The 23,785-nt window shown below is 65.0% G+C and carries 19 protein-coding genes; 10 read left to right on the top strand and 9 right to left on the bottom strand.

Annotated features, from left to right (window positions below; genetic code table 11):
• Nucleotides 1-27: 27 nt before the first annotated feature.
• From ABID58_RS05295 to hpaR, 4 genes are all read right to left on the bottom strand, one after another.
• Nucleotides 28-3,297 (bottom strand): transglutaminase family protein, encoded by a 3,270-nt coding sequence (locus ABID58_RS05295; protein ID WP_354031822.1) that lies wholly within the window; start codon nt 3,295-3,297, stop codon nt 28-30.
• Nucleotides 3,298-3,463: 166 nt separating this feature from the next.
• Nucleotides 3,464-4,987, bottom strand: coding sequence for a UxaA family hydrolase (locus tag ABID58_RS05290; protein ID WP_354031821.1), 1,524 nt, complete (start codon nt 4,985-4,987; stop codon nt 3,464-3,466).
• A 156-nt stretch (nt 4,988-5,143) separates the two neighbouring features.
• Nucleotides 5,144-5,920, bottom strand: a complete 777-nt coding sequence (locus tag ABID58_RS05285; RefSeq protein ID WP_354031820.1) for an HpcH/HpaI aldolase family protein — start codon at nt 5,918-5,920, stop codon at nt 5,144-5,146.
• 193 nt (nt 5,921-6,113) lie between these two features.
• Nucleotides 6,114-6,632: a homoprotocatechuate degradation operon regulator HpaR gene (gene hpaR, locus ABID58_RS05280; protein ID WP_354031819.1), complete on the bottom strand. Its 519-nt coding sequence runs from the start codon at nt 6,630-6,632 to the stop codon at nt 6,114-6,116.
• A gap of 112 nt (nt 6,633-6,744) precedes the next feature.
• On the opposite strand from hpaR, the gene hpaH reads away from it, so the two are divergent.
• From hpaH to ABID58_RS05250, 6 genes are all read left to right on the top strand, one after another.
• Nucleotides 6,745-7,551, top strand: a complete 807-nt coding sequence (gene hpaH, locus ABID58_RS05275; RefSeq protein ID WP_354031818.1) for a 2-oxo-hept-4-ene-1,7-dioate hydratase — start codon at nt 6,745-6,747, stop codon at nt 7,549-7,551.
• A 32-nt stretch (nt 7,552-7,583) separates the two neighbouring features.
• Nucleotides 7,584-7,982 (top strand): 5-carboxymethyl-2-hydroxymuconate Delta-isomerase, encoded by a 399-nt coding sequence (locus tag ABID58_RS05270; RefSeq protein WP_148752123.1) that lies wholly within the window; start codon nt 7,584-7,586, stop codon nt 7,980-7,982.
• The gene (gene hpaE, locus ABID58_RS05265; protein ID WP_354031817.1) at nt 7,975-9,513 is read left to right on the top strand and encodes a 5-carboxymethyl-2-hydroxymuconate semialdehyde dehydrogenase; all 1,539 of its coding nucleotides are present in this window, start codon (nt 7,975-7,977) and stop codon (nt 9,511-9,513) included. The genes ABID58_RS05270 and hpaE overlap by 8 nt, the downstream gene beginning before the upstream one ends.
• A gap of 127 nt (nt 9,514-9,640) precedes the next feature.
• Nucleotides 9,641-10,624: a 3,4-dihydroxyphenylacetate 2,3-dioxygenase gene (hpaD, locus tag ABID58_RS05260; protein ID WP_354031816.1), complete on the top strand. Its 984-nt coding sequence runs from the start codon at nt 9,641-9,643 to the stop codon at nt 10,622-10,624.
• 3 nt (nt 10,625-10,627) lie between these two features.
• Nucleotides 10,628-11,497, top strand: a complete 870-nt coding sequence (locus tag ABID58_RS05255; protein ID WP_354031815.1) for a fumarylacetoacetate hydrolase family protein — start codon at nt 10,628-10,630, stop codon at nt 11,495-11,497.
• A 25-nt stretch (nt 11,498-11,522) separates the two neighbouring features.
• The gene (locus ABID58_RS05250; protein ID WP_354031814.1) at nt 11,523-13,148 is read left to right on the top strand and encodes a thiamine pyrophosphate-dependent enzyme; all 1,626 of its coding nucleotides are present in this window, start codon (nt 11,523-11,525) and stop codon (nt 13,146-13,148) included.
• 3 nt (nt 13,149-13,151) lie between these two features.
• On the opposite strand, the gene alkB is transcribed toward ABID58_RS05250, so the two are convergent.
• The 4 genes from alkB to ABID58_RS05230 form a co-directional block, all read right to left on the bottom strand.
• Nucleotides 13,152-13,805, bottom strand: a complete 654-nt coding sequence (gene alkB / locus ABID58_RS05245; protein WP_354031813.1) for a DNA oxidative demethylase AlkB — start codon at nt 13,803-13,805, stop codon at nt 13,152-13,154.
• Between the two features lie 9 nt (nt 13,806-13,814).
• Nucleotides 13,815-14,561, bottom strand: coding sequence for a 2OG-Fe(II) oxygenase (locus ABID58_RS05240; protein ID WP_354031812.1), 747 nt, complete (start codon nt 14,559-14,561; stop codon nt 13,815-13,817).
• A gap of 182 nt (nt 14,562-14,743) precedes the next feature.
• Nucleotides 14,744-15,430, bottom strand: coding sequence for a DUF2848 domain-containing protein (locus tag ABID58_RS05235; protein ID WP_354031811.1), 687 nt, complete (start codon nt 15,428-15,430; stop codon nt 14,744-14,746).
• Nucleotides 15,423-16,772 (bottom strand): amidase, encoded by a 1,350-nt coding sequence (locus tag ABID58_RS05230; protein ID WP_354031810.1) that lies wholly within the window; start codon nt 16,770-16,772, stop codon nt 15,423-15,425. Before ABID58_RS05230 ends, ABID58_RS05235 begins: the two co-directional genes overlap by 8 nt.
• 177 nt (nt 16,773-16,949) lie before the next feature.
• On the opposite strand from ABID58_RS05230, the gene ABID58_RS05225 reads away from it, so the two are divergent.
• The 4 genes from ABID58_RS05225 (at nt 16,950) to ABID58_RS05210 (ending at nt 20,803) form a co-directional block, all read left to right on the top strand.
• Nucleotides 16,950-17,363 carry a Zn-ribbon domain-containing OB-fold protein gene (locus tag ABID58_RS05225; RefSeq protein ID WP_354031809.1) on the top strand — a complete coding sequence of 138 codons (414 nt, stop codon included), beginning with the start codon at nt 16,950-16,952 and terminating at the stop codon, nt 17,361-17,363.
• Nucleotides 17,364-17,366: 3 nt separating this feature from the next.
• Nucleotides 17,367-18,506 carry a thiolase C-terminal domain-containing protein gene (locus ABID58_RS05220; RefSeq protein ID WP_354031808.1) on the top strand — a complete coding sequence of 380 codons (1,140 nt, stop codon included), beginning with the start codon at nt 17,367-17,369 and terminating at the stop codon, nt 18,504-18,506.
• A gap of 147 nt (nt 18,507-18,653) precedes the next feature.
• A complete protein-coding gene (locus ABID58_RS05215) occupies nt 18,654-19,568 on the top strand; it encodes an SDR family oxidoreductase (RefSeq protein WP_354031807.1) in 915 nt (304 codons plus the stop codon).
• Nucleotides 19,569-19,684: 116 nt separating this feature from the next.
• The gene (locus ABID58_RS05210; protein WP_354031806.1) at nt 19,685-20,803 is read left to right on the top strand and encodes an SMP-30/gluconolactonase/LRE family protein; all 1,119 of its coding nucleotides are present in this window, start codon (nt 19,685-19,687) and stop codon (nt 20,801-20,803) included.
• A gap of 132 nt (nt 20,804-20,935) precedes the next feature.
• On the opposite strand, the gene ppc is transcribed toward ABID58_RS05210, so the two are convergent.
• Nucleotides 20,936-23,725 (bottom strand): phosphoenolpyruvate carboxylase, encoded by a 2,790-nt coding sequence (ppc, locus tag ABID58_RS05205; protein WP_354031805.1) that lies wholly within the window; start codon nt 23,723-23,725, stop codon nt 20,936-20,938.
• Between the last annotated feature and the right edge of the window lie 60 nt (nt 23,726-23,785).

The raw sequence follows: 23,785 nt of genomic DNA, 5'->3' as shown, positions 1-23,785 counted from the left end.
GCGCCTCTCCCTGCCCCACCATCATACTCATTGCAGGAGCGGTGTCCGCAAGTCGAGGGTCAGCGGGAATTCATTTGTGCGTTCCTCGGGCGGGGGCTGCATGGGGCCCGGCGTATGGCCGTGGTCCTGGAAGCGCGCCAGCCGCCGCGCCTCGGCCTCGTAGGTGTTGACCGGCTTGGTGTCGTAGCTGCGGCCGCCGGGATGGGCGACGTGATAGACGCAGCCGCCGAGCGAGCGGCCGTTCCAGGTATCGATCAGGTCAAACGTCAGCGGCGCATGGACCGGAATGGTGGGGTGCAGGCCGGAGGCCGGCTGCCAGGCCTTGAAGCGGACACCCGCCACGGCTTCCCCCGAGCGTCCGGTCGACGTCATCGGCAGGCGGCGGCCGTTGCAGGTCACGACATGGCGGCCCTCGACGAAGCCGTCGGCCTTGACCTGGAGCCGTTCGACGGACGAGTCGACATAGCGCACCGTGCCGCCGGCCGAGCCCTCCTCGCCCAGCACGTGCCAAGGCTCCAATGCCTGGCGCAGCTCCAGCGTCACGCCGCCATGATGGATGCGGCCGAAGGCGGGGAAGCGGAATTCGAGCTGGGCCAGATACCATTCCGGCTCGAACGGATAGCCCGAGCTCTTGAGCTCGGAGAGCACGTCCTGAAAATCATCCCAGATGAAATGCGGCAGCATGAAGCGGTCATGCAGCGCGGTGCCCCAGCGCACGAACTTGCCTTGTTGCGGCTCGCGCCAGAATTTTGCGATCAGCGCCCGGATCAGGAGCTGCTGCGCCAGCGACATCCGCGGATCCGGCGGCATTTCGAGCGCGCGGAATTCGACCAGGCCGAGTCGGCCGGTGGGGCTATCCGGCGAATAGAGCTTGTCGATGCAGATCTCGGCGCGGTGGGTGTTGCCGGTGATGTCGACCAGCAGATGCCGGAACAGCCGGTCAACCAGCCACAGCGGCGTCTGATAGCCCGGCGGCGGCACGTGCGAGAGTGCGATCTCGAGCTCGTAGATGCTGTCGTGACGGGCCTCGTCGATGCGCGGCGCCTGGCTGGTCGGGCCGATGAACAGGCCGGAGAAGAAATAGGACAGCGACGGATGCCGCTGCCAGTACAGCACCAGGCTCTTCAAGAGATCGGGGCGGCGCAGGAACGGCGAATCCTGCGGGCTGGAGCCGCCGACCACGACGTGGTTGCCGCCGCCGGTGCCGGTGTGGCGGCCATCGACCAGGAAGCGGTTGGCGCCGAGGCGTATCTTGCCGGCATCCTCATAGAGCCCGACGGTGATGTCGACCGCCTCGCGCCAGTTCTTTGCGGGCTGAACGTTGACCTCGATGACGCCGGGGTCAGGCGTCACCTTGATGACCTCGATGCGCGGATCGAACGGCGGCGCATAGCCCTCGACATGGACCTGGAGCTGCATCTCCTCGGCGGTGGCTTCGACCGCCGCGATCATCTCGAGATAATCCTCGATACGCTCGACCGGCGGCATGAAGGCGCAGATCACGCCGTCGCGGACCTCGATCGACAGTGCCGTGCGGACGGGGACGGACGTATTGAGCTTCTCGGGCGCGACCCGCGGCGACGCTGTCGGGCGCTCCGGGAGTGTGAACACCGGCAGCTTGCCGCGCGCCTCCAGCGGGTCCTGCTCGACGATGTAGGGATATTCACCGGGCGGGACATAGCCGAGCGAACCGATCGGCAGGCGCAGGCCGAGCGGCGAATCGCCCGGCATCAGGAACAGATGATTGCGCCGGAGCTGCCAACGCTCGCTGCGCCAGCGTGGCGGCGCGTTCCAGCGCTGCACCGGCAGCACGAAACCGCGTGGCTTGCGGAGGCCCTCATCGAACACCCGCGCCATGCGCGCGCGTTCCTCCGGATTGGACAATTTGGAGTCGGACGGATCGACGTTGACGGGAAGATCGGCCTCCTTCTGAAGCCAGTAGACGGTGTCCTCATAGGCCGGAATGACATAGCCGGGATCGAGCCCGAGCCGTGCCGCCGTGCCCTCCATGAAGTCTTCGGCGTCCTCGGTCACGGCGAGCTTGGGCTTCTCGATCCTGGCGATGAGGTCGCCATTCTTCCAGATCGGCACGCCGTCCTTGCGCCAGTACAGGCCAAAGGCCCAGCGCGGCAGGCTTTCGCCGGGATACCATTTGCCCTGGCCGTAATGCAGCAGGCCGCCCGGCGCGAATCGATTGCGCAGACGGCGGATCAGATCGTCGCCGAGCGCGCGCTTGGTCGGGCCGACCGCTTCCGTATTCCACTCCGCCGCTTCGAGATCGTCGACCGAGACGAAGGTCGGCTCGCCGCCCATGGTGAGCCGCACGTCCTGCGCAGCGAGATCGCCGTCGACCTGCTCGCCGAGATCGTTGAGCCGCGTCCAGGAGTCATCGGAGAACGGCTTCGTGATGCGCGGCGCCTCGCGGATGCGGCGGACGCTCATGTCGAAGGCAAATTCGACCTCGGCAAAGCCCGCGCCACCGGAGATCGGCGCGGCCGAACGATAATGCGGCGTGGCGGCAACTGGGATGTGCCCCTCGCCCGCGAGCATGCCCGAGGTCCCATCAAACCCGATCCAGCCCGCGCCCGGCAGATAGACCTCGGCCCAGGCGTGCAGATCGGTGAAGTCGTTCTCCACCTCCGGCGGCCCCTCGATCGGATCGATGTCGGGGCGGATCTGGATGAGATAGCCGGACACGAAGCGCGCGGCGAGGCCAAGATGGCGGAAGGTCTGGATCAACAGCCAGGCGGAGTCGCGGCAGGAGCCGGCGCAGGATGTGAGCGTCTCCTCCGGCGTCTGCACGCCGGGCTCCATGCGAATGACGTAGTTGATCTTCTGTTGCAGTTCCCTGTTCAGATCGACCAGGAAATTGACGGTATTCGGGGCCTCGCGCGGGATCGAGGCGAGATATTTTGCGAATGCGGGATCGGGCTTGATGATCTCGAGATACGGCGCCAGCTCGGCCTTGAGGTCTTTCGGGTATTCGAACGGAAAGCTGTCGGCGTAAGGTTCGACGAAGAAGTCGAACGGATTGACCGTGGTCATCTGTGCCGTGAAATCGACTTCGATCTTCAGCTCGGTCGTTTTCTCCGGGAAGACGTAACGCGCGATCCAGTTACCTAGCGGATCTTGCTGCCAGTTCACGAAGTGATTGGCCGGCGTGACCTTGAGCGAATAGCTCAGGATCGGCGTGCGCGTGTGCGGCGCCGGCCGCAGACGGATGGTCTGCGGTCCCAGATCGATCGGGCGGTCGTATTTGTAGTGCGTGACGTGGTGTAATGCGACGTAGATCGACACGGGGTGCGGTGCTCCAGCAGCTTTTTTGAGCAGAACACCGCTGGTGACCTCGATCAAGCATTAACAACGGGCAGACCGTGCCTATGGTAAGGGCGAATGGTGAGTGGCGAATGGCGAATTGCCGGGGGATCGCTCTATTCGCTACTCCCTATTCGCTATTCGCCCCTCACATCGTCGCGCCCAGCACCCAGGGCGCGAACTCGGCGCCGCCGAAATCAAAGCTTTCGCTCTTGGTCGGCTGGCCGGATGCGGTCTTGAGGATGAGATCGAAGATACGCTGACCGCACTCCTGCACGCTCTCCTCGCCTTCGAGGATGGTGCCACAATTGACGTCCATGTCCTCTTCCATGCGCTTGTACATGGGCGTGTTGGTGGCGAGCTTGATCGAGGGCGCGGGCTTGCAGCCGAACACGCTGCCGCGGCCGGTGGTGAAGCAGACGAGGTTGGCGCCGCCGGCGACCTGGCCGGTGGCGGCGACCGGATCGTAGCCGGGCGTGTCCATGAACACGAAGCCGCGCTTGGTCACCGGTTCGGCGTAACGCACCACGTCGACCAGATTGGTGGTGCCGGCCTTCGCCATCGCGCCGAGCGACTTTTCCAGAATCGTGGTGAGGCCGCCAGCCTTGTTGCCGGGGCTCGGATTGGCGTTCATCTCGGCGCCCTCGCGCTCGGTGTATTCGTCCCACCAGCGCATGAGATCGACCAGCTTCTCGCCGACCTCGCGGCTGACCGCGCGGCGCGTGAGCAGATGCTCGGCGCCGTAGGTCTCGGGTGTCTCCGACAGGATCACGGTGCCACCGTGACGGACGATGAGGTCGCTCGCCGCGCCCAGCGCCGGATTGGCCGACACGCCGGAATAGCCGTCCGAGCCGCCGCATTGCAGCGCCACAGTCAATTCACTCACCGGCACGGACTCGCGCTTGACCTTGTTGGAATCCGCAAGAGCTTCGCGCACGAAGGCGATGCCGGCCTCCACCGTCTTGCGGGTGCCGCCGACCTCCTGGATGTCCATCGCGCGCAGGCGGCCGGCGAGCTTCTGCTCCTCCATGAGCCCGCCGATCTGGTTCACCTCGCAACCGAGGCCAAGCACGATGACGTGGGAGAAATTAACGTGCCGCGCGTAGCCGCCGAGCGTGCGGCGGAGCAGCGCCAGCGGCTCGTTCTGCGTCATGCCGCAGCCGGTCTTGTGCGTCAGCGCGACGACGCCGTCGACATTGGGGAAATCGGCCAGCGGATTGTCGCCGGTGAAGGGATTCTTCTTGAAGACGTCGGCAACGAGGCCCGCGACATGCGCGCTGCAATTCACCGAGGTGAGGATGCCGATATAGTTGCGCGTGGCGATGCGGCCGTCCGGGCGGCGGATGCCCTCGAAGGTCGCCGGCAGGTCGAAATTCGGCGTCGGCTTGACGTCGGCGCAATAGGCGTAGTCCTTGGCGAAATCGCCCATGCCGATGTTCTGCACGTGCACATGCTGGCCCGGCGCGATCGGAATGGTCGCAAAGCCGATGATCTGACCGTAGCGGATGACAGGCTCGCCCACTGCGATCGGCTTGATCGCGACCTTGTGGCCGGAGGGAATGCGCTCGACCGTGGTCACGCCGTCAGCCACCAGTGTCCCCGGCGGCAGACTCGCGCGCGCGATCAGCACGCCATCAGCGGGATGCAGGCGGATGACGGGGCTGATGGTCATGGGTATCTCCTGTATCGAAACTATCGTGCCCCGGATGCTGCGCAGCGCGAAAGCGGTGCGCTGCTAAGCCGGGGCCCATGCGTGAGGTTGGCTTCTGGGTCCCGGCTCTGCGGAGCGGCACTGCGTGCCGCACCGCGTCCGGGACACAGAGAGTCATCAAGCCTTGCCGCCGGAATCCTTGCGGGTCGCATTCACCTGCATCTTGGCAAAGGTCGTCATCAGGCCGACCTCGTTCGAGAGGGTCACCAGCCTGAAGCCCATGTTGATGGCGCGCGCAGCACCCTCGGCGCCGCTGCAATGGATGCCCGCGTTGAGGCCGCGCTTGGCGCACTCCTTGATGATCTTGTCGTAGATCGCGAGGATCTCGGGCTCGGAGCGGTCGAGCTTCGGTTCGAGGCCGTAGGAGAAGCCGAGGTCGGACGGGCCGATATAGACGCCGTCGATGCCTTCGACGTCGAAGATCGCTTCCATGTTCTCGACCGCGGTCTTGGTCTCCATCATCGGCAGCAGCACGATGTCGTCATTGGCCGTCTTCTGGTAGGAGCCTGCGGTGCCGTACATGCCAGCGCGGATCGGGCCGTTCGAGCGGACGCCCTTCGGCGGATATTTCGAATAGGACACGAGGTTCCTGGCCTCCTGCGCCGTGTTGACCATCGGGCAGATCACGCCATAGGCGCCGCCGTCGAGCACCTTGCCGATGATGCCGGGCTCGTTCCAGGGCACGCGGACCATCGGGGTGACCGGATGCTTGTCCATGGCCTGGAAGCACTGCACCATCGACTGATAATCCTGCACGCCGTGCTGGATGTCGACGGTGACGCTGTCGAAGCCGCATTGCGCGATCATCTCAGCGGAGAAGCCGGAGGGAATAGCCAGCCACGCATTGACCACGGCCTTGCCCGACTTCCAGATTTCCTTGACCTTGTTCGCCACGTTGCCTTCCTTCTCAGTTGTTCTCGCTCGCCGTCGTGCCGGCGACCTGTTCGCCGAGGCTCAAGCGAAGCAATCCGGAACTTCTTTATTCTGACGCTCCGGATCGCCTCGCCTTTGTACGTCTCGCGGCACTTTGAGCGAAAAAACGCGCGGATGTCCATTGTTCTCGCTGCGCGGGCACGCATATCTGGTCTCACTCCTCGGCTGTTGTCTCGTCCGCGGCGCCAGGTGCGGCAAGACTGCGCTCGAGCTCGCCCAGCATCTCCTGCAACTCCGCGAGCTTGCGCGCGCCGAAGCGCTGCGTGATCTCGGCATAGATCGCTTCCGAGGACGGCGCCACGGAGGCCATCAGCTTCACGCCGTCCCTGGAGATCGAGACCATGCTGCGGCGCTGGTCGGCCTTCGCGGTCTTGCGCTCGATCAGGTTGCGCGCCTCGAGATCGCGCAGGATGCGTGACAGGCTCGGCCCAAGGAGAAACGCGGTGCGCGCGAGTTCCGTGACCTCGGCGGCCTCAATGGACGCGAGCGCACGCAGGATGCGCCATTGCTGTTCGGTCAGGCCGTGCTCGCGCAGCGATGGGCGAAATTGCCGCATCACCGCCTCGCGTGCCCGCAGCAGCGACATCGGCAACGATCGCGAGAAATCGCGCATCGGCACCTGCCGCGCGGCAGGCGCGCTTGCGTTCGCGGAATCAGCCGGTCTCTTCGTCATGACGCCCTTTCAGACTGCAAAACGTTTGCAGTGCAGCAAGCCCGAATTGTGATTGACGCATTCACTTAACATGTTAAGTATCTCCGGGCACCACGATTTTGGTCGATCACTGATGGCGCTTTCCAAAGACGATATCCAAGCTTGCGCGAACCGTCTGCACGAGGCGGAGAAGACGCGCGTGCAGATCCGGCAGCTCTCGCAGGACTTCCCCGACATCACCATCGCCCATGCCTACGCGATTCAGAAGGCCTGGGTCGACATCAAGATCGCCGAGGGACGCCGCGTCAAAGGCCACAAGATCGGCCTGACCTCGAAGGCGATGCAGAGCGCGCTTGCCATCGACGAGCCGGATTCCGGCGTGCTGCTCGACGACATGTTCTTCGCCGATGGCGGCATGGTCCCGACCGAGCGCTTCATCGCAACCCGCGTCGAGGCCGAACTCGCCTTCGTCATGAGCAAGCGGCTCGAAGGTCCCGACTGCACAATGTTCGACGTGCTCAATGCCACCGACTTCGTGGTTCCGGCGCTGGAGATTCTGGACACGCGGATCGAGCGCGTCGATCCCAAGACGAAAGCCACGCGAAAAATCTACGATACCATCGCCGACAACGCGGCGAATGCCGGCATCGTGCTCGGCGGCCGGCCGATCCGTCCGCTCGACGCCGATTTGCGCTGGATCGGCGCGCTTTGCTTCAAGAACGGCCAGCTCGAAGAAACCGGCCTCGCCGCCGGCGTGCCCAATCACCCCGCGACTGCAGTTGCGTGGCTTGCGAACAAGATCGCGCCGCTTGGGCTCGCGCTCGAGCCCGGCCAAATCGTGCTCGCCGGCTCCTTCATCCGTCCGATCGAGACCCGTAAGGGCGACACAATTCAAGCCGATTATGGCGCCTACGGCTCGGTCAGCTGCTACTTCGCCTAAGGCAATTAGACGACCCAGGGAGTGAAACAGCCATGCCGCATTTCACGATCGAATATTCGGCCAATCTCGATCACCGTGTCGACATCGGCGCCGTCTGCGAGATCGTGCGCAAGGCGGCGGTCGAAACCGGCATCTTCCCGCTCGGCGGCATCCGCGTTCGTGCCATCCGCTGCGAGCACTATGCGGTCGCCGATAACAGGCACGATTACGGCTTTCTCGACATGGTGCTGCGCATCGGTGAAGGCCGCGATCTCGCCACGCGGCAGAAGGCCGGCGAGCATGTCTTTGAGGCGCTCTCGAAACACCTCGATCCCGTTTTTGCCGCCAGCAAGTTCGCCTTGTCGTTCGACATGCAGATCAACGACAAGGACACCAGCTGGAAGCGCAACAACATCCACGACGCATTGAAAGTGGTGGCCGCCCATGGATAAGCCCACGCCGAAAGCCGATGTATTCCAGGCCAACCACGACCGCGCAGCACCCCTGCTTAAAAAGCTGCAGGCGGACGGCATCGGCCACATGATCGACGGCAAGATTGTCCCGTCGATCTCGGGCCGGACCTTTGAGACAAAGTCGCCGGTCGATGGCGCAACGCTCGCGAGCGTCGCCCGCGGCAATGCCGAGGACATCGACGCCGCAGCAACGGCTGCTGCGCTGGCCTTCAAATCATGGCGCGACATGGGCCCCGTCACGCGGAAGAAGCTGCTGCATCGCGTTGCAGACGCGATCGAGGACAATGCTGAAGACATCGCCGTGCTCGAATGCATCGACACCGGCCAGGCCTATCGCTTCATGGCCAAGGCCGCGATCCGCGCCGCGGAAAACTTCCGGTTCTTCGCCGACAAATGCGCCGAGGCGCGCGACGGCCAGAACACGCCGAGCGACGAGCACTGGAATATCTCCACCCGCGTGCCGATCGGCCCGGTCGGCGTGATTACGCCGTGGAACACGCCGTTCATGCTCTCGACCTGGAAGATTGCGCCCGCGCTGGCCGCTGGCTGCACCGTCGTGCACAAGCCGGCCGAGTGGTCGCCGGTGACGGCATCCATTCTGGCCAGGCTCGTCAAGGAAGCCGGCGTACCCGATGGCGTGTTCAACACCGTGCACGGTTTTGGCGAACAGGCCGGCAAGGCTTTGACAGAACATCCCGCCATCAAGGCGATCGGCTTCGTCGGCGAAAGCGCGACGGGATCGGCGATCATGATTCAGGGCGCGCCGACCTTGAAGCGCGTGCATTTCGAGCTCGGCGGCAAGAACCCCGTGATCGTGTTCGACGACGCCGATCTCGACCGCGCGCTCGATGCTGTCGTGTTCATGATCTACTCGCTCAACGGCGAGCGCTGCACGTCATCGAGCCGCCTGCTGATCCAGCAAAGCATCGCGGACAAGTTCATCGAAAGGCTGACCGCGCGCGTGAGGGCGCTGAAGGTCGGCCACCCCCTCGATCCCGCGACCGAAATCGGGCCGCTGATCCACGAGCGGCACCTCGCAAAAGTCTGCTCCTATTTCGACGTGGCGCGCCAGGACGGCGCCACGATCGCGGTCGGCGGCAAGGCTTATGACGGCCCGGGCGGCGGACATTATGTCGAGCCCACTCTGGTGACCGGCGCGAGCGGCAAGATGCGCGTGGCGCAGGAAGAGGTGTTCGGCCCCTTCCTCACCGTGCTGCCGTTCAAGGACGAAGCGGACGCGATCGAGATCGCAAACGACATCCGCTATGGCCTCACCGGCTATGTCTGGACCAACGATGTCGGCCGGAGCTTGCGCGTTGCCGACGCGCTGGAGGCCGGCATGATCTGGTTGAACTCGGAGAACGTCCGCCATCTGCCGACCCCGTTCGGCGGCATGAAGGCCTCCGGCATCGGCCGCGACGGTGGCGACTATTCGTTCGACTTCTACATGGAAACCAAGCATGTCTCGCTGGCGCGGGGCACGCACAAGATTCAGAAACTGGGAATTTGATTGTCATTCCGGGGCGGCTCGAAGAGCCGAACCCGGAATCCATCGCGCAGCAGAGTTAGTGGAAGAATGGATTCCGGGCTCGCGCTCCGCGCGCCCCGGAATGACAAGGGCCGAGAGGGGAAACGCAATGCCCGTACCGCAACATATCTTCGAGCCGCCATTCAACATCATCCGCTCCAGCCACGTCGTGCTCGACGTGACCGATCTGAAGCTGAGCCGGGCGTTCTACGAGACCGTCGTCGGCCTGCATGTCGAGGATGCCGACGACAAATGCGTTTACCTTCGCGCCGCCGAGGAGCATCAGCATCACTCGCTGGTGCTGCGCAAGGCAGCCGTGCCCGCCTGTAACAGGCTCGGCTTCAAGGTCGGCAATGACGGCGACCTCGACAAGGCCGCAAAGTTTCTTTCCGAGAACGGTCTTGGCTACGCCTTCGGCGACCAGCCGTTCCAGGGTCGCACGCTGCAATTCACCGACCCCTTCGGCTTCCAGATCGAGCTCTATGCGTCGATGGACCGCAGACCGCATCTGCTCCGCCGCTACGACCTCTACAGGGGATGCCATCCGCAGCGGCTCGATCATTTCAACGTCTTCGCCGCCGAGGTGCAGGATACGGTCGACTTCTATGCGCGGCTGGGCTTCCGCCTCACCGAATATGCCGAAGAGGACGGACCGAACGGTCGTATCGCAGCGGCCTGGATGCATCGCAAGGGCAACGTCCACGATTTCGCGATCACCAACGGCAAGGGCCCACGGCTGCACCACTTCGCCTACTGGACGCCGACGGCGATGAACATCATCCATCTCTGCGACGTCATGGCTTCCGCTGGCTTCGTCAAGAACATCGAGCGCGGACCGGGGCGCCACGGCATCTCGAATGCGTTCTTCCTCTACGTTCGCGATCCTGATGGACACCGCCTCGAGCTCTACACCAGCGATTACTTCACTGGGGATCACGACCACGAGCCGCTGCGCTGGTCGCTGCGCGATCCGCGCCGCCAGACCCTGTGGGGCGCGCCGGCGCCACGCTCCTGGTTCGAGCAAGGCTCGTCGTTCTCAGGCCAAGCCGTGCGTGAGCCAAAGTTCGTGGCCGACGTGCTGGTGGCGGATTAAGCGATGAAGCTCCCTCGCCTCGCCACCTATTCCGTCAAGGGTGCAACCCGGTACGGCGCCGTCCTGGAGGGCGGCATCGTCGATCTCTCCCCGCGCCACGCCAAGGACTATCCGACGCTGCGCGAGGTGATTGCGGCAGGAAAGCTCGCGAGCCTTGCCGAAGCGGCCGCCAGCCTTGCGCCGGATCACGCGCATGGTGACGTCATCTGGCTGCCGCCGGTGCCTGCGCCGGAAAAGATCATCTGCATCGGCGTCAACTATCCCGACCGCAATGCTGAGTACAAGGACGGCCAGGACGCGCCGAAATATCCGAGCATGTTCATGCGCTCGCCCCGCTCCTTTGTCGGCCACGACACGCCGCTGGTGCGCCCGCGCGCATCCGCGCAGCTCGATTACGAGGGCGAGATCGTGCTGGTGATCGGCAAGCCCGGCCGGCACATTGCGGAAGACGCCGCGCTCGATCACATCGCAGCCCTCACGCTCTGCAACGAAGGCTCGGTGCGTGACTGGCTGCGCCACGCCAAATTCAACGTCACGCAGGGCAAGAACTTCGATTCCAGCGGCAGCCTCGGGCCTTGGCTCGTGCCCTACGCCAGGGAAGCGCAAATCGCTGACATTCGCCTCACCACGCATGTCAACGGCGAGCTGCGGCAGGACGACCGTACCAGCCGGCTGATGTTTCCGTTCCGCTATCTCATCAGCTATATCTCGACTTTCGCGACGCTGGTCCCCGGCGACATCATCGTCACGGGCACGCCGACCGGCGCCGGTGCTCGGTTCGATCCGCCGCGCTATTTGAAGCCCGGCGATGTCATCGAGGTCGCGGCCGAGGGCATCGGATCCTTGCGCAACGGCGTCGTCGACGAAGCCTGAACAACACCACGAATGGAATGATGCAATGACCACCCTCACCGGCGGCGAAGCGATCGTAAGCGGGCTCGTCGCCCACGGCATCGACACCGTGTTCGGCCTGCCCGGCGCGCAGGTCTATGGCCTGTTCGACGCCTTCCACCAGGCCCAGCTCAAGGTGATCGGCGCGCGGCACGAGCAGGCCTGCGGCTACATGGCGTTCGGCTATGCCCGCTCCAGCGGCAGACCCGGCGTGTTCAGCGTGGTGCCCGGCCCCGGCGTGCTCAACGCCAGCGCGGCGCTGCTCACCGCTTACGGCTGCAACGAGCCGGTGCTGTGCGTGACGGGCCAGGTGCCGACGCAGTTTCTCGGCAAGGGCCGCGGTCATCTGCACGAGATGCCGGACCAGCTCGCCACCTTGCGCACCTATGTGAAGTGGGCGGACCGCATCGAGCATCCCGGCAATGCGCCGACGACCGTGGCGCGTGCGTTCCAGGAGATGACATCGGGGCGGCGCGGTCCGGCCTCGGTCGAGATGCCCTGGGACATCTTTACGCAGCGCGCGGACACGGCCGCCGCGCAGGTGCTTGAGCCGCTGCCCGCGCCGCTGCCTGATCCTGACATGATCAAGCAGGCCGCAGCACTCATCAAGAGCAGCAAGGCGCCGATGATCTTCGTCGGCAGCGGCGCGATCGAGGCACGCGAGGAGATTCTCGAGCTCGCCGAGATGATCGACGCGCCTGTGGTCGCCTTCCGCAGCGGCCGCGGCATCGTCTCCAATGCGCACGAGCTTGGCCTCACCATGGCCGCCGCCTACAAGCTGTGGCCGAAGACGGATCTGATGATCGGCATCGGCTCGCGGCTGGAGCTGCCGACCATGTCGCGCTGGCCGTATCGGCCGGACGGGTTGAAGAGCATCCGCATCGACATCGATCCCGTCGAGATGCGGCGCTTCATCGCCGACACCGCCATCGTCGCCGACGCCAAGACCGCGACCGCCGATCTCACTGCCGCCGTCAGCAAGGCGGGCTACAGCAAGACCGCCGGCCGCCGCGCCGCGATCCGCGAGGCCAGCGCAACCGCGCTGGCGGAGATCCAGCGCATCCAGCCGCAGATGGCGTATCTGAACATCCTGCGCGAGGTGCTGCCGGCGAATGCGATCGTCACCGACGAACTCTCGCAGTTCGGCTTTGCCTCCTGGTACGGCTTTCCGATCTACGAGCCGCGCACCTTCATCACCTCGGGCTACCAGGGCACGCTCGGCTCGGGCTTCCCGACTGCGCTCGGCGCCAAGGTCGCCAATCCCGACAGGCCGGTGGTGGCGATCACCGGCGACGGCGGCTTCATGTTCGGCGTGCAGGAGCTTGCCACCGCCGTGCAATTCAATATCGGCGTGGTGACGCTGGTGTTCAACAACAACGCCTACGGCAATGTCCGCCGCGACCAGCGCGAACGTTTCGACGGCCGCGTGGTGGCGTCCGATCTGGTCAATCCGGACTTCGTCAAGCTCGCGGAGTCCTTTGGCGTGGCGGCCGCGCGCGTGACCTCGCCGGATCAGTTCAAGGCCGCGATGGAGAGGGCGCTTAGCCACAGCGGGCCCTATCTGCTCTCTGTCGAGGTGACGCGGGACTCCGAGGTCAGCCCGTGGGCGTTCATTCACCCGCCGAAGCCGTAAGCGTCAGCGCGTCCTACGGAATGTCAGATTGATCCGCTTCCGGCCGAGCAGCGCGTGCTCGCCATCGGCGAGCGGCGCGACGCCGTGATAGGCGAGCCTGGACGGGCCGCCCCAGACCACGACGTCGCCATGGACCAGGCGGAAACGGCGCGGCTTGTCGGCGCGCGCCAGGCCGCCGAACAGGAAGGTCGCGGGCAGGCCGAGCGAGGCCGAGACGATCGGTGCCGAATAATCCAGCTCGTCCTTGTCCTGATGCAGCGACAGTCGCGTGCCGGGCTCGTAGCGGTTGACGAGGCATGCGTCGGGCGCAAAGTTTTGGAAGCCTCCCTGCTCCGCGGCGCGGCGGGCGAGATCGCGGAGCACCGGCGGCATCGCCGGCCATGGCGCGCCGGTTCGCGGATCGATGGGATCATAGCGATAGCCGGTGTGGTCGGCGATCCAGCCGCGCTCGCCGCAATTGGTCATCGCCACCGACATCTGGTAGCCGCCGGGCGTGGTCATGCGGCGGAACGGCGACTGCGCCACGATGGTGCGCACGGTTTCGATCAGCTCACTCTCGATCGGCTTGACGAAGCCGCGCAGCAGCACGGCACCGTCCGCGATCTCCTCGCGTGACGGCTGCGCCTCGGCAACGCTGTCGAACAAATCAGCCGTCAATCGCCGCACTCATTTGGCATCGTGAAAGATCACACCCAGGGTGTGGCGCCGGCCGGACCTGATCCGGCTGACGCCATGACGCAGGTTAACGCGGTACGTGCCGCGTGTCCCCTGCACGGGGCGATGATGCACAGCGAAGGCGACCGCATCGCCTTGAGCGAGCGGAACCACCTCGGCGCGGGATTGCATGCGCGGGCGCTGCTCGGTCAGCACGAACTCGCCGCCGGTGAAGTCGCGGCCGGGCTCGGAGAGCAGGATCGCGACCTGGAGCGGGAACACGTGCTCGCCATAGAGATCCTGATGCAGGCAATTGTAGTCGCCGGCTTCATACTGCAGCAGTAGCGGCGTCGGCCGCGCCTGCCCCGCCTCGTGGCAGCGCTTCAGGAAGGCCGCATGCGCTGTGGGATAGCGGATGTCGATGCCCATCGCCTCGTTCCAGCGGTTGGCGACGCCCTGGAGATGCGCATAGAGCGCCGGCCGCAGCTGCGTGATGAGATCGGGCAGCGGATAGGAGAAATATTTGTACTCGCCGCGGCCAAAGCCATGGCGGCCCATGACGATGCGGCTGCGGAAGTTCGCGTCGTCGGGATAGAGGGCGGCGAGGGCGCGGCATTGATCCGGCGTCAGCAGGTCCTTGAGGACGGCGCAGCCTTGGGTGTCGAGCTCGCCGGCGATGTGGGACCAGTCGAGGGCATCGACGTGGGCGGTGAGGTCCACCGACTGGGACCGAGGTGGTTTGCGTGCCGTTGCTGCCATGGCATTGACTCTCGCAGGACCGCCCCGCCCTCTGCCACCCGATTTCCGACTCTCTCCCCGTCATTGCGAGCGGAGCGAAGCAATCCAGTGTCTTTCCGCGGAGGGATTCTGGATTGCTTCGTCGCAAGGGCTCCTCGCAATGACGCCGAGAGAGCGTCGCTCGCAATGACGGCGGAGAGACTTTAGCCCCTCACCGGTAGCGTCATCACATTGTAGCCGTGCTTGATCGTGCGTTTCAGCACGGGATCTTCCAGCTCGAACTCGAACCGATCCGCGGGGCGGATGCCGCCCTTGGCTGCAAAGGTGCCGCCGAACATGGCGCAGCCGTCAGGAAATTTTCCGCCTTCGAAACCGCGCGCGATGAGGTCATTGACCGGCAGCATCGCGTCCAGCGTGCCCTCCTGGTAGAGCACGCGTTCGCCCTTGATCGTGGCGTAGGAGCGCAAAATCATCCTGTCCCAATGGCCGATGACGTCCTCGAGCTCCCACAGCGTGGACGCAATCGGCTTGTCGCACATCTGCTTGGAGACCGTGACGTTGTAGGCCTCGACCTTGCGGTCGGTGTGGTCGGAGCCGCAGCCGACGAAGATGCGGCCCTGCCAGCCGATCAGCACGAACTCAACCTCGCCTGAGGAATCGCCGCCGCAGCATTCGATGCTGTCTTCCTGGGTCAGCCGCCGCGCCGAGGCGCGGTAGTAGATCGGCGTCGAGGCCGGCCGGGCGATGCCCATCGCCTCCAGCTCGGCGATGTGCTTGTCGCGCGCGATCGCGTCGCGGCCGGTCCAGCCCGCGATGACCATCTGGTCAACCGCCAGCGTCAGCGGCGTGGTGGTGTCCTGGGCGTCGACGGTGAAAGTCAGGTCAAACACGAATTACGGCCTCCATGCCGGCAGCAAGCTCAAAGATACGACGATCGGATCCACCCGCGCCTGCAAGCATCAGGCCCACGGGAACGTCGCCCTGGCGATGTGCCGGCAGCGAGATGGCGCAGCCGTCGATCATGTTGATCAGGGTGCAATTGCGCAGCGCGCGCAGGTTCTGGACGGTGAACGCCTTGTCGTCGGCGAGATCCGAAATCTTCGGCGGCGTGTTGGCGGTAGTCGGGAGCACCAGGGCATCATAGGGCGCGATGCGCGCATTGACGCGGGCGATCAGCGAGCGGCGCTCGTTGAGGAGATCGATATAGTCGGCCGCGCTCTGCGCCTCGCCGCGCATGATGCGGACGGAGACACGGGGGTCGTAAACGTCGCCCTTGGACGTGATGAGGTAGCGATGCCAGGCATAGCTTTCGGACGCGGCAAAGCCGCCCTTGGCGTTCATCGGGCCGATGTCGTGGAATTCGGCCATCTCGATGCGGTCGATGATGGCGCCATGGTCGGCGAGCGACTTTAGCGCGCGCTCGAACGTCTGGGCCACCTCAGCGTCGAGATCGTCGAGCGCGATCGTGGTCGGCACCGCAAGCCGCATGCCTTTCACGGGGCGCGGCTTCAGGGGCACGATCGGCTCGTTCGCGAGCACGGCGTCGAGAATGGCACAGCAGCTGACCGATCGCGCCAAAGGCCCGATGCTGTCGAGCGAGAACGAGAGCGGCACCGCGCCGTCGAGCGGTACACGGCGCTGCGTCGGCTTATAGCCGACGATACCGTTAAAGGCCGCCGGAATGCGGCAGGAGCCGCCGGTGTCGGTGCCGAGCGCGCCGTGCGCCATGCCGTCGAGCACGGACACCGCCGCGCCCGAGGACGAGCCGCCGGGCACATGGCCCTCGGCCCGGTTCCAGGCGCCCTTCGGCGTGCCGTAATGCGGATTGATGCCGATGCCGGAATAGGCGAACTCGGTCATGTTGGTGCGGCCGATCACGACAAATCCGGCCCTGCGCAGCCGCGCCACGGTGGCGGCATCCTGCTCGGCCGGCGGGGAATCGTCGAGCGCGCGGGAGCCGGCACGCGTCACCTGGCCCTTGATGTCGAACAGATCCTTGATCGAGACCGGGATGCCGGCATAGCGCGACGGCGCGGCCTTGGCCTTGCGCAAACCGTCCATCGCATCCGCGGTCGCAAGCGCGGCGTCCTTGGCGACATGGACGAAGGTGCGCTGCCCCTCGCCGGCGGGATCGGCGATTTTGGCGATGCACGCCTCGACCAGTTTTCGGGAGGTGGTGCGACCGCTTTCGAGGTCGTCGGCGAGCTTCGCCAGTGTCGGAAAATCGGGCATGTCTGTCTCACGGAATATTGCGCGCGCAATCTATAGCGCCGGCTCAGTTCGACACAAGCATTGTGCGCATGATGGCATGCATGCTGCCTGCTGGACCGTTGACGCGCTATAGCCGATTGTCGCATCAAGATTGAAACAGGCGGGCATGAAGCCTGTCCCTGAGGAGGGCGTTCCGAGATGGCCGAACCGCAGCGCGCGCGACCGAAACCGACGCCGGAAACCCAGCATTTCTGGGACGGCACCAAGGCGGGCGAGCTGCGCCTGCAGCGTTGCGACGCCTGCGCGCATGTCTACTTCCCGCCGCGCCCGTTCTGCCCGTCCTGCGCCTCGCGCAAGGTTTCGATGTTCAAGGCGAGCGGCAAGGGCTTTCTCTACAGCTACGTGATCAATCACCGTCCCGCCGCGCCCGGCTTCACGCCGCCTTACGCGATCGCAGTGGTGGAGCTCGCCGAAGGGCCGCGGATGATGAGCAACATCATCGATTGTCCGCAGACCCCGGAGGCGCTTGAGCTCGACATGAAGCTCGAGGTCGCCTTCGAGGCACTCGACGACAAGATCACCTTCCCCGTGTTCCGTCCGGCGAAGGGGTAAACCATGCGCAAGAACCAGGTTGCCGTCGTCGGCGCGGCCGAGACCACCGAGCTCGGTGTCATCCCCAACGTCTCGCAGCTCCAGCTTCACGCGGATGCGGCGCTCAATGCCATCGCCGATGCCGGGCTAAAACTGTCCGACATCGACGGCTTCGCCACCGCGGTCGAGACGCCGCAGCAGGTCTGCCATTATCTCGGAATCAAGCCCACTTGGGTCGACGGCACCTCGGTCGGCGGCTGCTCGTTCATGCTGCACGTCCGCCACGCTGCCGCGGCGATCGAGGCCGGCCTGTGCAAGACCGTGCTGATCACGCATGCCGAGAGCGGCAAGTCGATGATCGGCAAGGCGCCGCGCTCGATCCCCGCCGACAGTTTGCAAGGCCAGTTCGAAGCGCCGTTCGGCGTCTACGGCCCGCCCAGCATGTTCCCGATCCCCGTGCTGCGCTTCATGAAAACCTATGGCATCACGCATGAGCAGCTCGCCTCGGTCGCGGTCGTGCAGCGGGAATGGGCGGCGAAGAATCCGCGGGCGATGATGAAGGACCCGATCACGGTCGCCGATGTCCTCAACTCGCGCATGATCGCTTATCCGTTCCGGCTGCTGCAATGCTGCCTCGTCACCGACGGCGGCGGCGCGCTGATCCTGACCTCGGCCGATCGCGCCAGGGATTTTCCGCGCAAGCCCGTCTACATCATGGGCACCGGCGAGAGCGTCGAGACGCCGATGGTCAGCCAGATGGAGACGTTCAACTCCTCGCGCGCGTTCAAGACCGCGGGGCCGTTGGCGTTCAGGGAGGCCGGCATCGCGCACAAGGACGTCGATCACCTCATGATCTACGATGCTTTCGCGCATCTGCCGCTGTTCGGCCTCGGCGACCTCGGCTTCATGCCGCACGAGGAGACCGGCCAATTCATCTCGGACGGCAACACGCGCCCCGGCGGCAAGCTTCCGCTCAACACCAATGGCGGCGGCTTGAGCTACATGCATTCGGGCATGTACGGCATGTACGCGCTCCAGGAGAGTGTGCGCCAGATGCGCGGCATCGCGCCGGCACAGGTGCCCAACGCGAAGATTTCGGTATGCCACGGCGTCGGCGGCATGTTCGCCGCAAGTGGCACGATCGTGTTTACGAACGAGAGGTAGCGCACCGTCATTCCGGGGCGGCGCGCAAGCGACGAGCCCGGAATCCATCGTGCAGCAGGCGAGGCGGAGAAATGGATTCCGGGCTCGCGCCAAGAGGCGCGCCCCGGAATGACGGCGGAAATTGGAACGGACAGCGGAGAAACCCACATGAGCAAATCACTGCAGGACAAGGTCATCATCGTTACCGGCGCAGGCCGTGGCATCGGGCGCGAGATCGCGCTGCTCTGCGCGGCGGAAGGCGCCAAGGTCGTGGTCAACGACCCCGGTGTTGCCGCCGACGGTGCCGGCTCGAGCGCATCCCCCGCCGAAGAGGTGGTCGACGAGATCAAGAAGCGCGGCGGCATCGCCGTCCCCAATTTCGAATCGGTCGCGGAAGCCGTGCCGGCGAGTAAGATCGTGAAGACCGCGACCGATCATTTCGGCCGGCTCGACGGCGTCGTCAACAATGCCGGCATCTTGCGGGACATGATCTTCCACAAGATGAGCGTGGAAGCGTTCGAGGCCGTCATCAAGGTACATCTGATGGGCTCGTTCTACGTCAGCCATGCCGCGGCGCGCATCTTCCGCGAGCAGGAAAGCGGCTCCTTCGTGCACTTCACATCGACCTCGGGCCTGATCGGAAACTTTGGCCAGGCCAACTACGCCGCCGCCAAGCTCGGCATCATCGGGCTCTCTAAATCCATCGCCCTCGACATGGGCCGCTTCAACGTTCGCTCGAACTGCGTCTCGCCGTTTGCCTGGACCCGCATGATCGGCACCATCCCGACCGAGACCGACGCCGAGAAGGCGCGTGTCGAGAAGATCAAGCAGATGGGTCCGGAGAAGATCGCGCCGATCTGCGCCTATCTGCTCTCCGATGCCGCCAAGGATGTCTCTGGCCAGATCTTTGGCGCGCGCATGAACGAGCTGTTCCTGTTCAGCCAGAACCGTCCGCTGCGCTCGGTGCATCGCAGCGAAGGCTGGACGCCGCAGTCGATCGCGGAGCACGGCATGCCGGCGCTGAAGGGCTCGTTCTACAAGCTCGATCGCTCCGCCGACATCTTCCCGTGGGATCCGGTCTAGCCATATTTTTGGCATCCCTGCGCCGCGATCTCTGGTTGCCTTGTCCAGAGATCGCCCCGCTTTACGCCCGAATGCGGGCGAATGGTGTCCTCCCAACACAACTTTGGGAGGAAACCATGACAAGAATACTGACCAACTCTGACGACATCACTGCAAGCGAGCGTGGCGGTCTCGGCCGCCGCACGCTTCTCAAGGGCGCCGCGACCGTCGCCGCATCCGCCCTGCTCGCCTCCAAGGCCGACGCCCGCGACTATGGCGCCAATGCCGAGCCGCAGCGCTATCCCGACCCCGACATCGTCGTCATCGATCCCAAGCGCTTCAAGGCCAAGGTCGGCAACACCGCGATCAAGCGGCTCTACACCGGCTGCCTCTGGGCGGAGGGACCGGCGTGGAATGCGCAGGGGCAATATCTCGTCTGGAGCGACATCCCCGCCAACCGGCAGTTGCGCTACCTCGACGATGACGGCCATATCTCCGAGCAGTTCCACAAGCCGTCGAACGAGGCCAACGGCAATTCGTTCGACACCGAGGGACGCCAGATCAGCGCCGAGCGCACCCGCCTCGTCCGCTACGAGCACGATGGCTCGGTGACAACGCTGGCCGAGCAGGCCAACGGCAAGCCGCTCAACGGCCCGAACGACATGGTCGTGCATCCCAACGACAAGTCGATCTGGTTTACCGATCCCGGCTACGGCGCGATCAGCATCTACGAGGGCAAGCTCGCCAATACCGGCTCGCTGCAGCCCTATCAGAAGGAAGCCGTCTATCGCCTCGACGCGCAGTCCGGCCAGCTGACGAAGGTCGCGGACGACCCGTTCAAGCCGAACGGCATCGCCTTCTCGCACGACTACAAGAAGGTCTATGTCTGCGACACCGGGATCACGCATTATCCGCAGGCGGAAAACGTGGTGTGGTCCTACGACCTCGACGGTCAAAAGTTATCGAACCCGAAGCGGTTGATCGACATGAAGCTCGACGGCAAGTCGGGCTTCCCCGACGGAATGCGCGTCGACACCGAAGGCAATATCTGGGTCGGCGCCGGCTGGGTCGGACCGGGTTATGACGGCGTGCAGGTGTTCGCGCCGACCGACGGCGCACGGATCGGCCAGATCATGCTGCCGGAGACCTGCGCCAATCTGTGCTTCGGCGGCAAGAAGCGCAACCGCCTGTTCATGACCGCGAGCCAGTCGCTGTACTCGGTCTATGTGGAGACGCAGGGCGCGCATTTCTGTTGAGAGCCCCGCTCCTCGTCATGGCCGGGCTTGTCCCGGCCATCCACGCGTTGACACACGGCACGAAGAACGTGGTTGCCCGGGACAAGCCCGGGCATGACGACAGAGTGCGAGGCGACCGCGTGGCTCCTGAACCTACCCCGTATTCCTCAGCCCCGCCGAGATGCCGTTGATCGTCAGCTGAATCCCGCGCAGCACCTGCTCATCCGGGTTCTGCGCGCGGTGCTCCCTCAAGAGCTCGACCTGCACGTGGTTGAGCGGATCGAGATAGGGGAAGCGGTGACGCACCGAGCGCTCCAGCAGCGGGTTGCCCTGCAGCAGCCGGTCCTGATCCATGATGTCGAGCAACGTCTCGATGCAGGAATGCCACTCGCGGCGGATGCGGCCGAAGATCTTTTCGCGCAGGGCTTCGTCCGGCACCAGCTCGGCATAGCGCGATGCGATCGCGATCGAGCTTTTCGCGAGCACCATGTCCATGTTCGACAACAGCATGCGGAAGAACGGCCATTCCTTGTAGAGCTCTTTCAGGAACGGCATGCCCTTGTCGGGATGTTGCGCGATCCATTGCTCCACCGCGCTGCCAAAGCCGTACCACCCCGGCAGCATGAGGCGGCATTGTGCCCAGGAGAACACCCAGGGGATCGCACGCAAATCCTCGATCGCGCGGGTCTTCTTGCGCGACGCCGGACGGCTGCCGATGTTGAGCGTCGCGATCTCGTTGATGACGGTCGAACCCCAGAAATAATCGACAAAACCGTCGGTCTCGTAGACGAGGCCGCGATAGGCCTTGAAGGCCAGATTTGAAAGCTCGTCCATCGCAGTGAGATATTCGCGGCGCGGCGCGCTCTGGCTCGGCTGCAACAGGCTGGCATCCAGCGTCGCCGCCGCCAGGATTTCGAGATTGTTGCGGCCGACCTCCGCGTTGGAATATTTCGACGAGATGATCTCGCCCTGCTCGGTGATGCGGATCTGGCCGTTCACCGCCCCGCCCGGCTGCGCAACGATGGCGTCATAGCTCGGCCCGCCGCCACGGCCGACCGAGCCGCCGCGGCCGTGGAACAGGCGCAGGCGAACGTGGTGGCGCTCGAACACCTCGACGAGGCCGATCTCGGCCTTGTAGAGCTCCCAGCCCGAGGTGACGAAGCCGCCGTCCTTGTTCGAGTCGGAATAGCCGAGCATGACCTCCTGCACGCTGCCGCGGCTGTCGACGAGGCGGCGGTAATCGTGCAGCGACAGCATGCGATCCATGATGCCGCTGGAGGCCTGCAGATCCTCGATGGTCTCGAACAGCGGCACGATGTTGATGGCGCTGCGCCCGGAGGGATGGACCAGGCCCACCTCCTTCAACAGCACCGCGACCTCGAGCATGTCAGACATGCCCTTGCACATCGAGATGATGCATTGGGGAATCGCGTCCGAGCCGAACTTCGCATGCGCCTCCGCAGCCGCATGGAAGACGTTGAGCTCACCCATGGTCTCGTCGCTGTACTTGACGAATGGCGAAACCAGTGAGCGGATGCTGCGCAATTCGTTGGTGAGCAGCGAGATGCGCGCCTCCTCGCCGAGCGCGAGATAGGACATGCCGGGGTTTGCCGCGTCCATCAGCTCGGCGATGGTGCGTTCGTGTACTGCCGAGTTCTGGCGAATATCGAGCCGCGCCAGATGGAAGCCGAAGCAATCCACCGCGCGACGCAACAGCCGCAGCCGGCCGCGGGCGATGACGCGGGCGTTATTGGAGATCAGCGAGCGGTGCAGCACGTCGAGATCGGCTTGCAACTCCTTGACGCTCTCATAGGGCGCGCCCTTGCCGACGGGACGGCGGGTGATCTCGACCTCGAGCTTTTCGGCCGTGGCCGTCAGGCGGGCATAGATGCCGGAGACCGCGAGGCGATAGGGCTCGCCGCTCCGGTGCGGCGAGGTATCGGGCGAACGCTCCGCCAGTGTGCGCAGCTCCCCCGAGACGTCGGCGAGATGCGCTGCGATCGACAGCTCCGAGCCGAGCACGTGCAGCTCGTTCAGATAGAACTGCATGACCCGGCTCGACTGGAGCCGCAGCGTGCCGCGCATCACGTCGGCGGTCACGAACGGATTGCCGTCGCGGTCGCCGCCGATCCAGCTTCCCATGCGCAGGAACGAGGCGAGCTCGCTGGCGGCCTGCTCGCCGCCCTCCTCCAGCCGGTCTTCCAGTGCGTTGACCAACCGCGGCACTTCACGAAGGAAGGTGTAATCGTAGAACGACAGGCCGTTGGCGACCTCGTCGAGCACGGTGAGCTTGGTCCGGCGCAACAGATTGGTCTGCCACAGCGTCAGCACCTCGCGGCGAAGCTGCTCGTCGCTGGCGGCGGCCTCGTCCTCCGTCAGCGCAACCCGCTCGCGGCGGTCGAGCAGGCGAGCGACCTCCATCTCGCGGTCCATGGTGCTCTTGCGGCGGACTTCAGTGGGGTGCGCCGTCAGCACCGGACTGACCAGCGCGCTCTTGAAGAAATTGCGTAGCGTATCCGCGCCAATGCCCGCGGCCTTGGCTTTGGCGAGCGTCTCCGCCAGCACGCCGGAGCCGCCGCCCTTGCCCGCGCGCATCTGGCGGATGTTGTTCTGGTCCTCGGCGATGTTGGCGAGGTGGGAGAAATAGCTGAAGGCGCGGACGATTCGCACTGTCTCCGAGGTCGACATGCCGTCGAGGATCTGCTCGAGCTCGCGGCGCGCAGGCCGGTCCTCGTCGCGGTGGAACCGGATCGAGGTCTGCCGGATGCGTTCGACCAGGTCGAACACATCTGCGCCCTCCTGGTCGCGCACCGTGTCGCCCAGGATACGCCCGAGCAGGCGGATGTCGTCGCGCAGCCGCGCATCGGCCTCCAGCGCCTGGGCGTCCTCAGGCCTGTTCGGGCGAAGATCGGCAGCGTCGGATGGTAGGGTCTGGAGGGACATGGCTCGCTCCTTTTGCAGAGCTCCCAATGGCTCCCCGGCCTACCAAGTGTGCAAGTTTTT

Source organism: Bradyrhizobium sp. S3.2.6 (genome assembly GCF_040546885.1).
In the GTDB taxonomy this organism is placed as follows: Bacteria; Pseudomonadota; Alphaproteobacteria; order Rhizobiales; family Xanthobacteraceae; genus Bradyrhizobium; species Bradyrhizobium cytisi.
The sequence above is the reverse complement of the archived record's forward strand: the minus strand, read 5'-3'. Positions and strand labels throughout refer to the sequence as shown.

Coding starts and splice junctions, on each gene's coding strand:
- ABID58_RS05290 (WP_354031821.1), bottom strand. CDS start 4,987: ATGACCATCAGCCCCGTCATCCGCCTGCATCCCGCTGATGGCGTGCTG.
- hpaR (WP_354031819.1), bottom strand. CDS start 6,632: ATGACGAAGAGACCGGCTGATTCCGCGAACGCAAGCGCGCCTGCCGCG.
- hpaH (WP_354031818.1), top strand. CDS start 6,745: ATGGCGCTTTCCAAAGACGATATCCAAGCTTGCGCGAACCGTCTGCAC.
- ABID58_RS05270 (WP_148752123.1), top strand. CDS start 7,584: ATGCCGCATTTCACGATCGAATATTCGGCCAATCTCGATCACCGTGTC.
- hpaE (WP_354031817.1), top strand. CDS start 7,975: ATGGATAAGCCCACGCCGAAAGCCGATGTATTCCAGGCCAACCACGAC.
- hpaD (WP_354031816.1), top strand. CDS start 9,641: ATGCCCGTACCGCAACATATCTTCGAGCCGCCATTCAACATCATCCGC.
- ABID58_RS05255 (WP_354031815.1), top strand. CDS start 10,628: ATGAAGCTCCCTCGCCTCGCCACCTATTCCGTCAAGGGTGCAACCCGG.
- ABID58_RS05250 (WP_354031814.1), top strand. CDS start 11,523: ATGACCACCCTCACCGGCGGCGAAGCGATCGTAAGCGGGCTCGTCGCC.
- ABID58_RS05240 (WP_354031812.1), bottom strand. CDS start 14,561: ATGGCAGCAACGGCACGCAAACCACCTCGGTCCCAGTCGGTGGACCTC.
- ABID58_RS05230 (WP_354031810.1), bottom strand. CDS start 16,772: ATGCCCGATTTTCCGACACTGGCGAAGCTCGCCGACGACCTCGAAAGC.
- ABID58_RS05225 (WP_354031809.1), top strand. CDS start 16,950: ATGGCCGAACCGCAGCGCGCGCGACCGAAACCGACGCCGGAAACCCAG.
- ABID58_RS05220 (WP_354031808.1), top strand. CDS start 17,367: ATGCGCAAGAACCAGGTTGCCGTCGTCGGCGCGGCCGAGACCACCGAG.
- ABID58_RS05215 (WP_354031807.1), top strand. CDS start 18,654: ATGAGCAAATCACTGCAGGACAAGGTCATCATCGTTACCGGCGCAGGC.
- ABID58_RS05210 (WP_354031806.1), top strand. CDS start 19,685: ATGACAAGAATACTGACCAACTCTGACGACATCACTGCAAGCGAGCGT.
- ppc (WP_354031805.1), bottom strand. CDS start 23,725: ATGTCCCTCCAGACCCTACCATCCGACGCTGCCGATCTTCGCCCGAAC.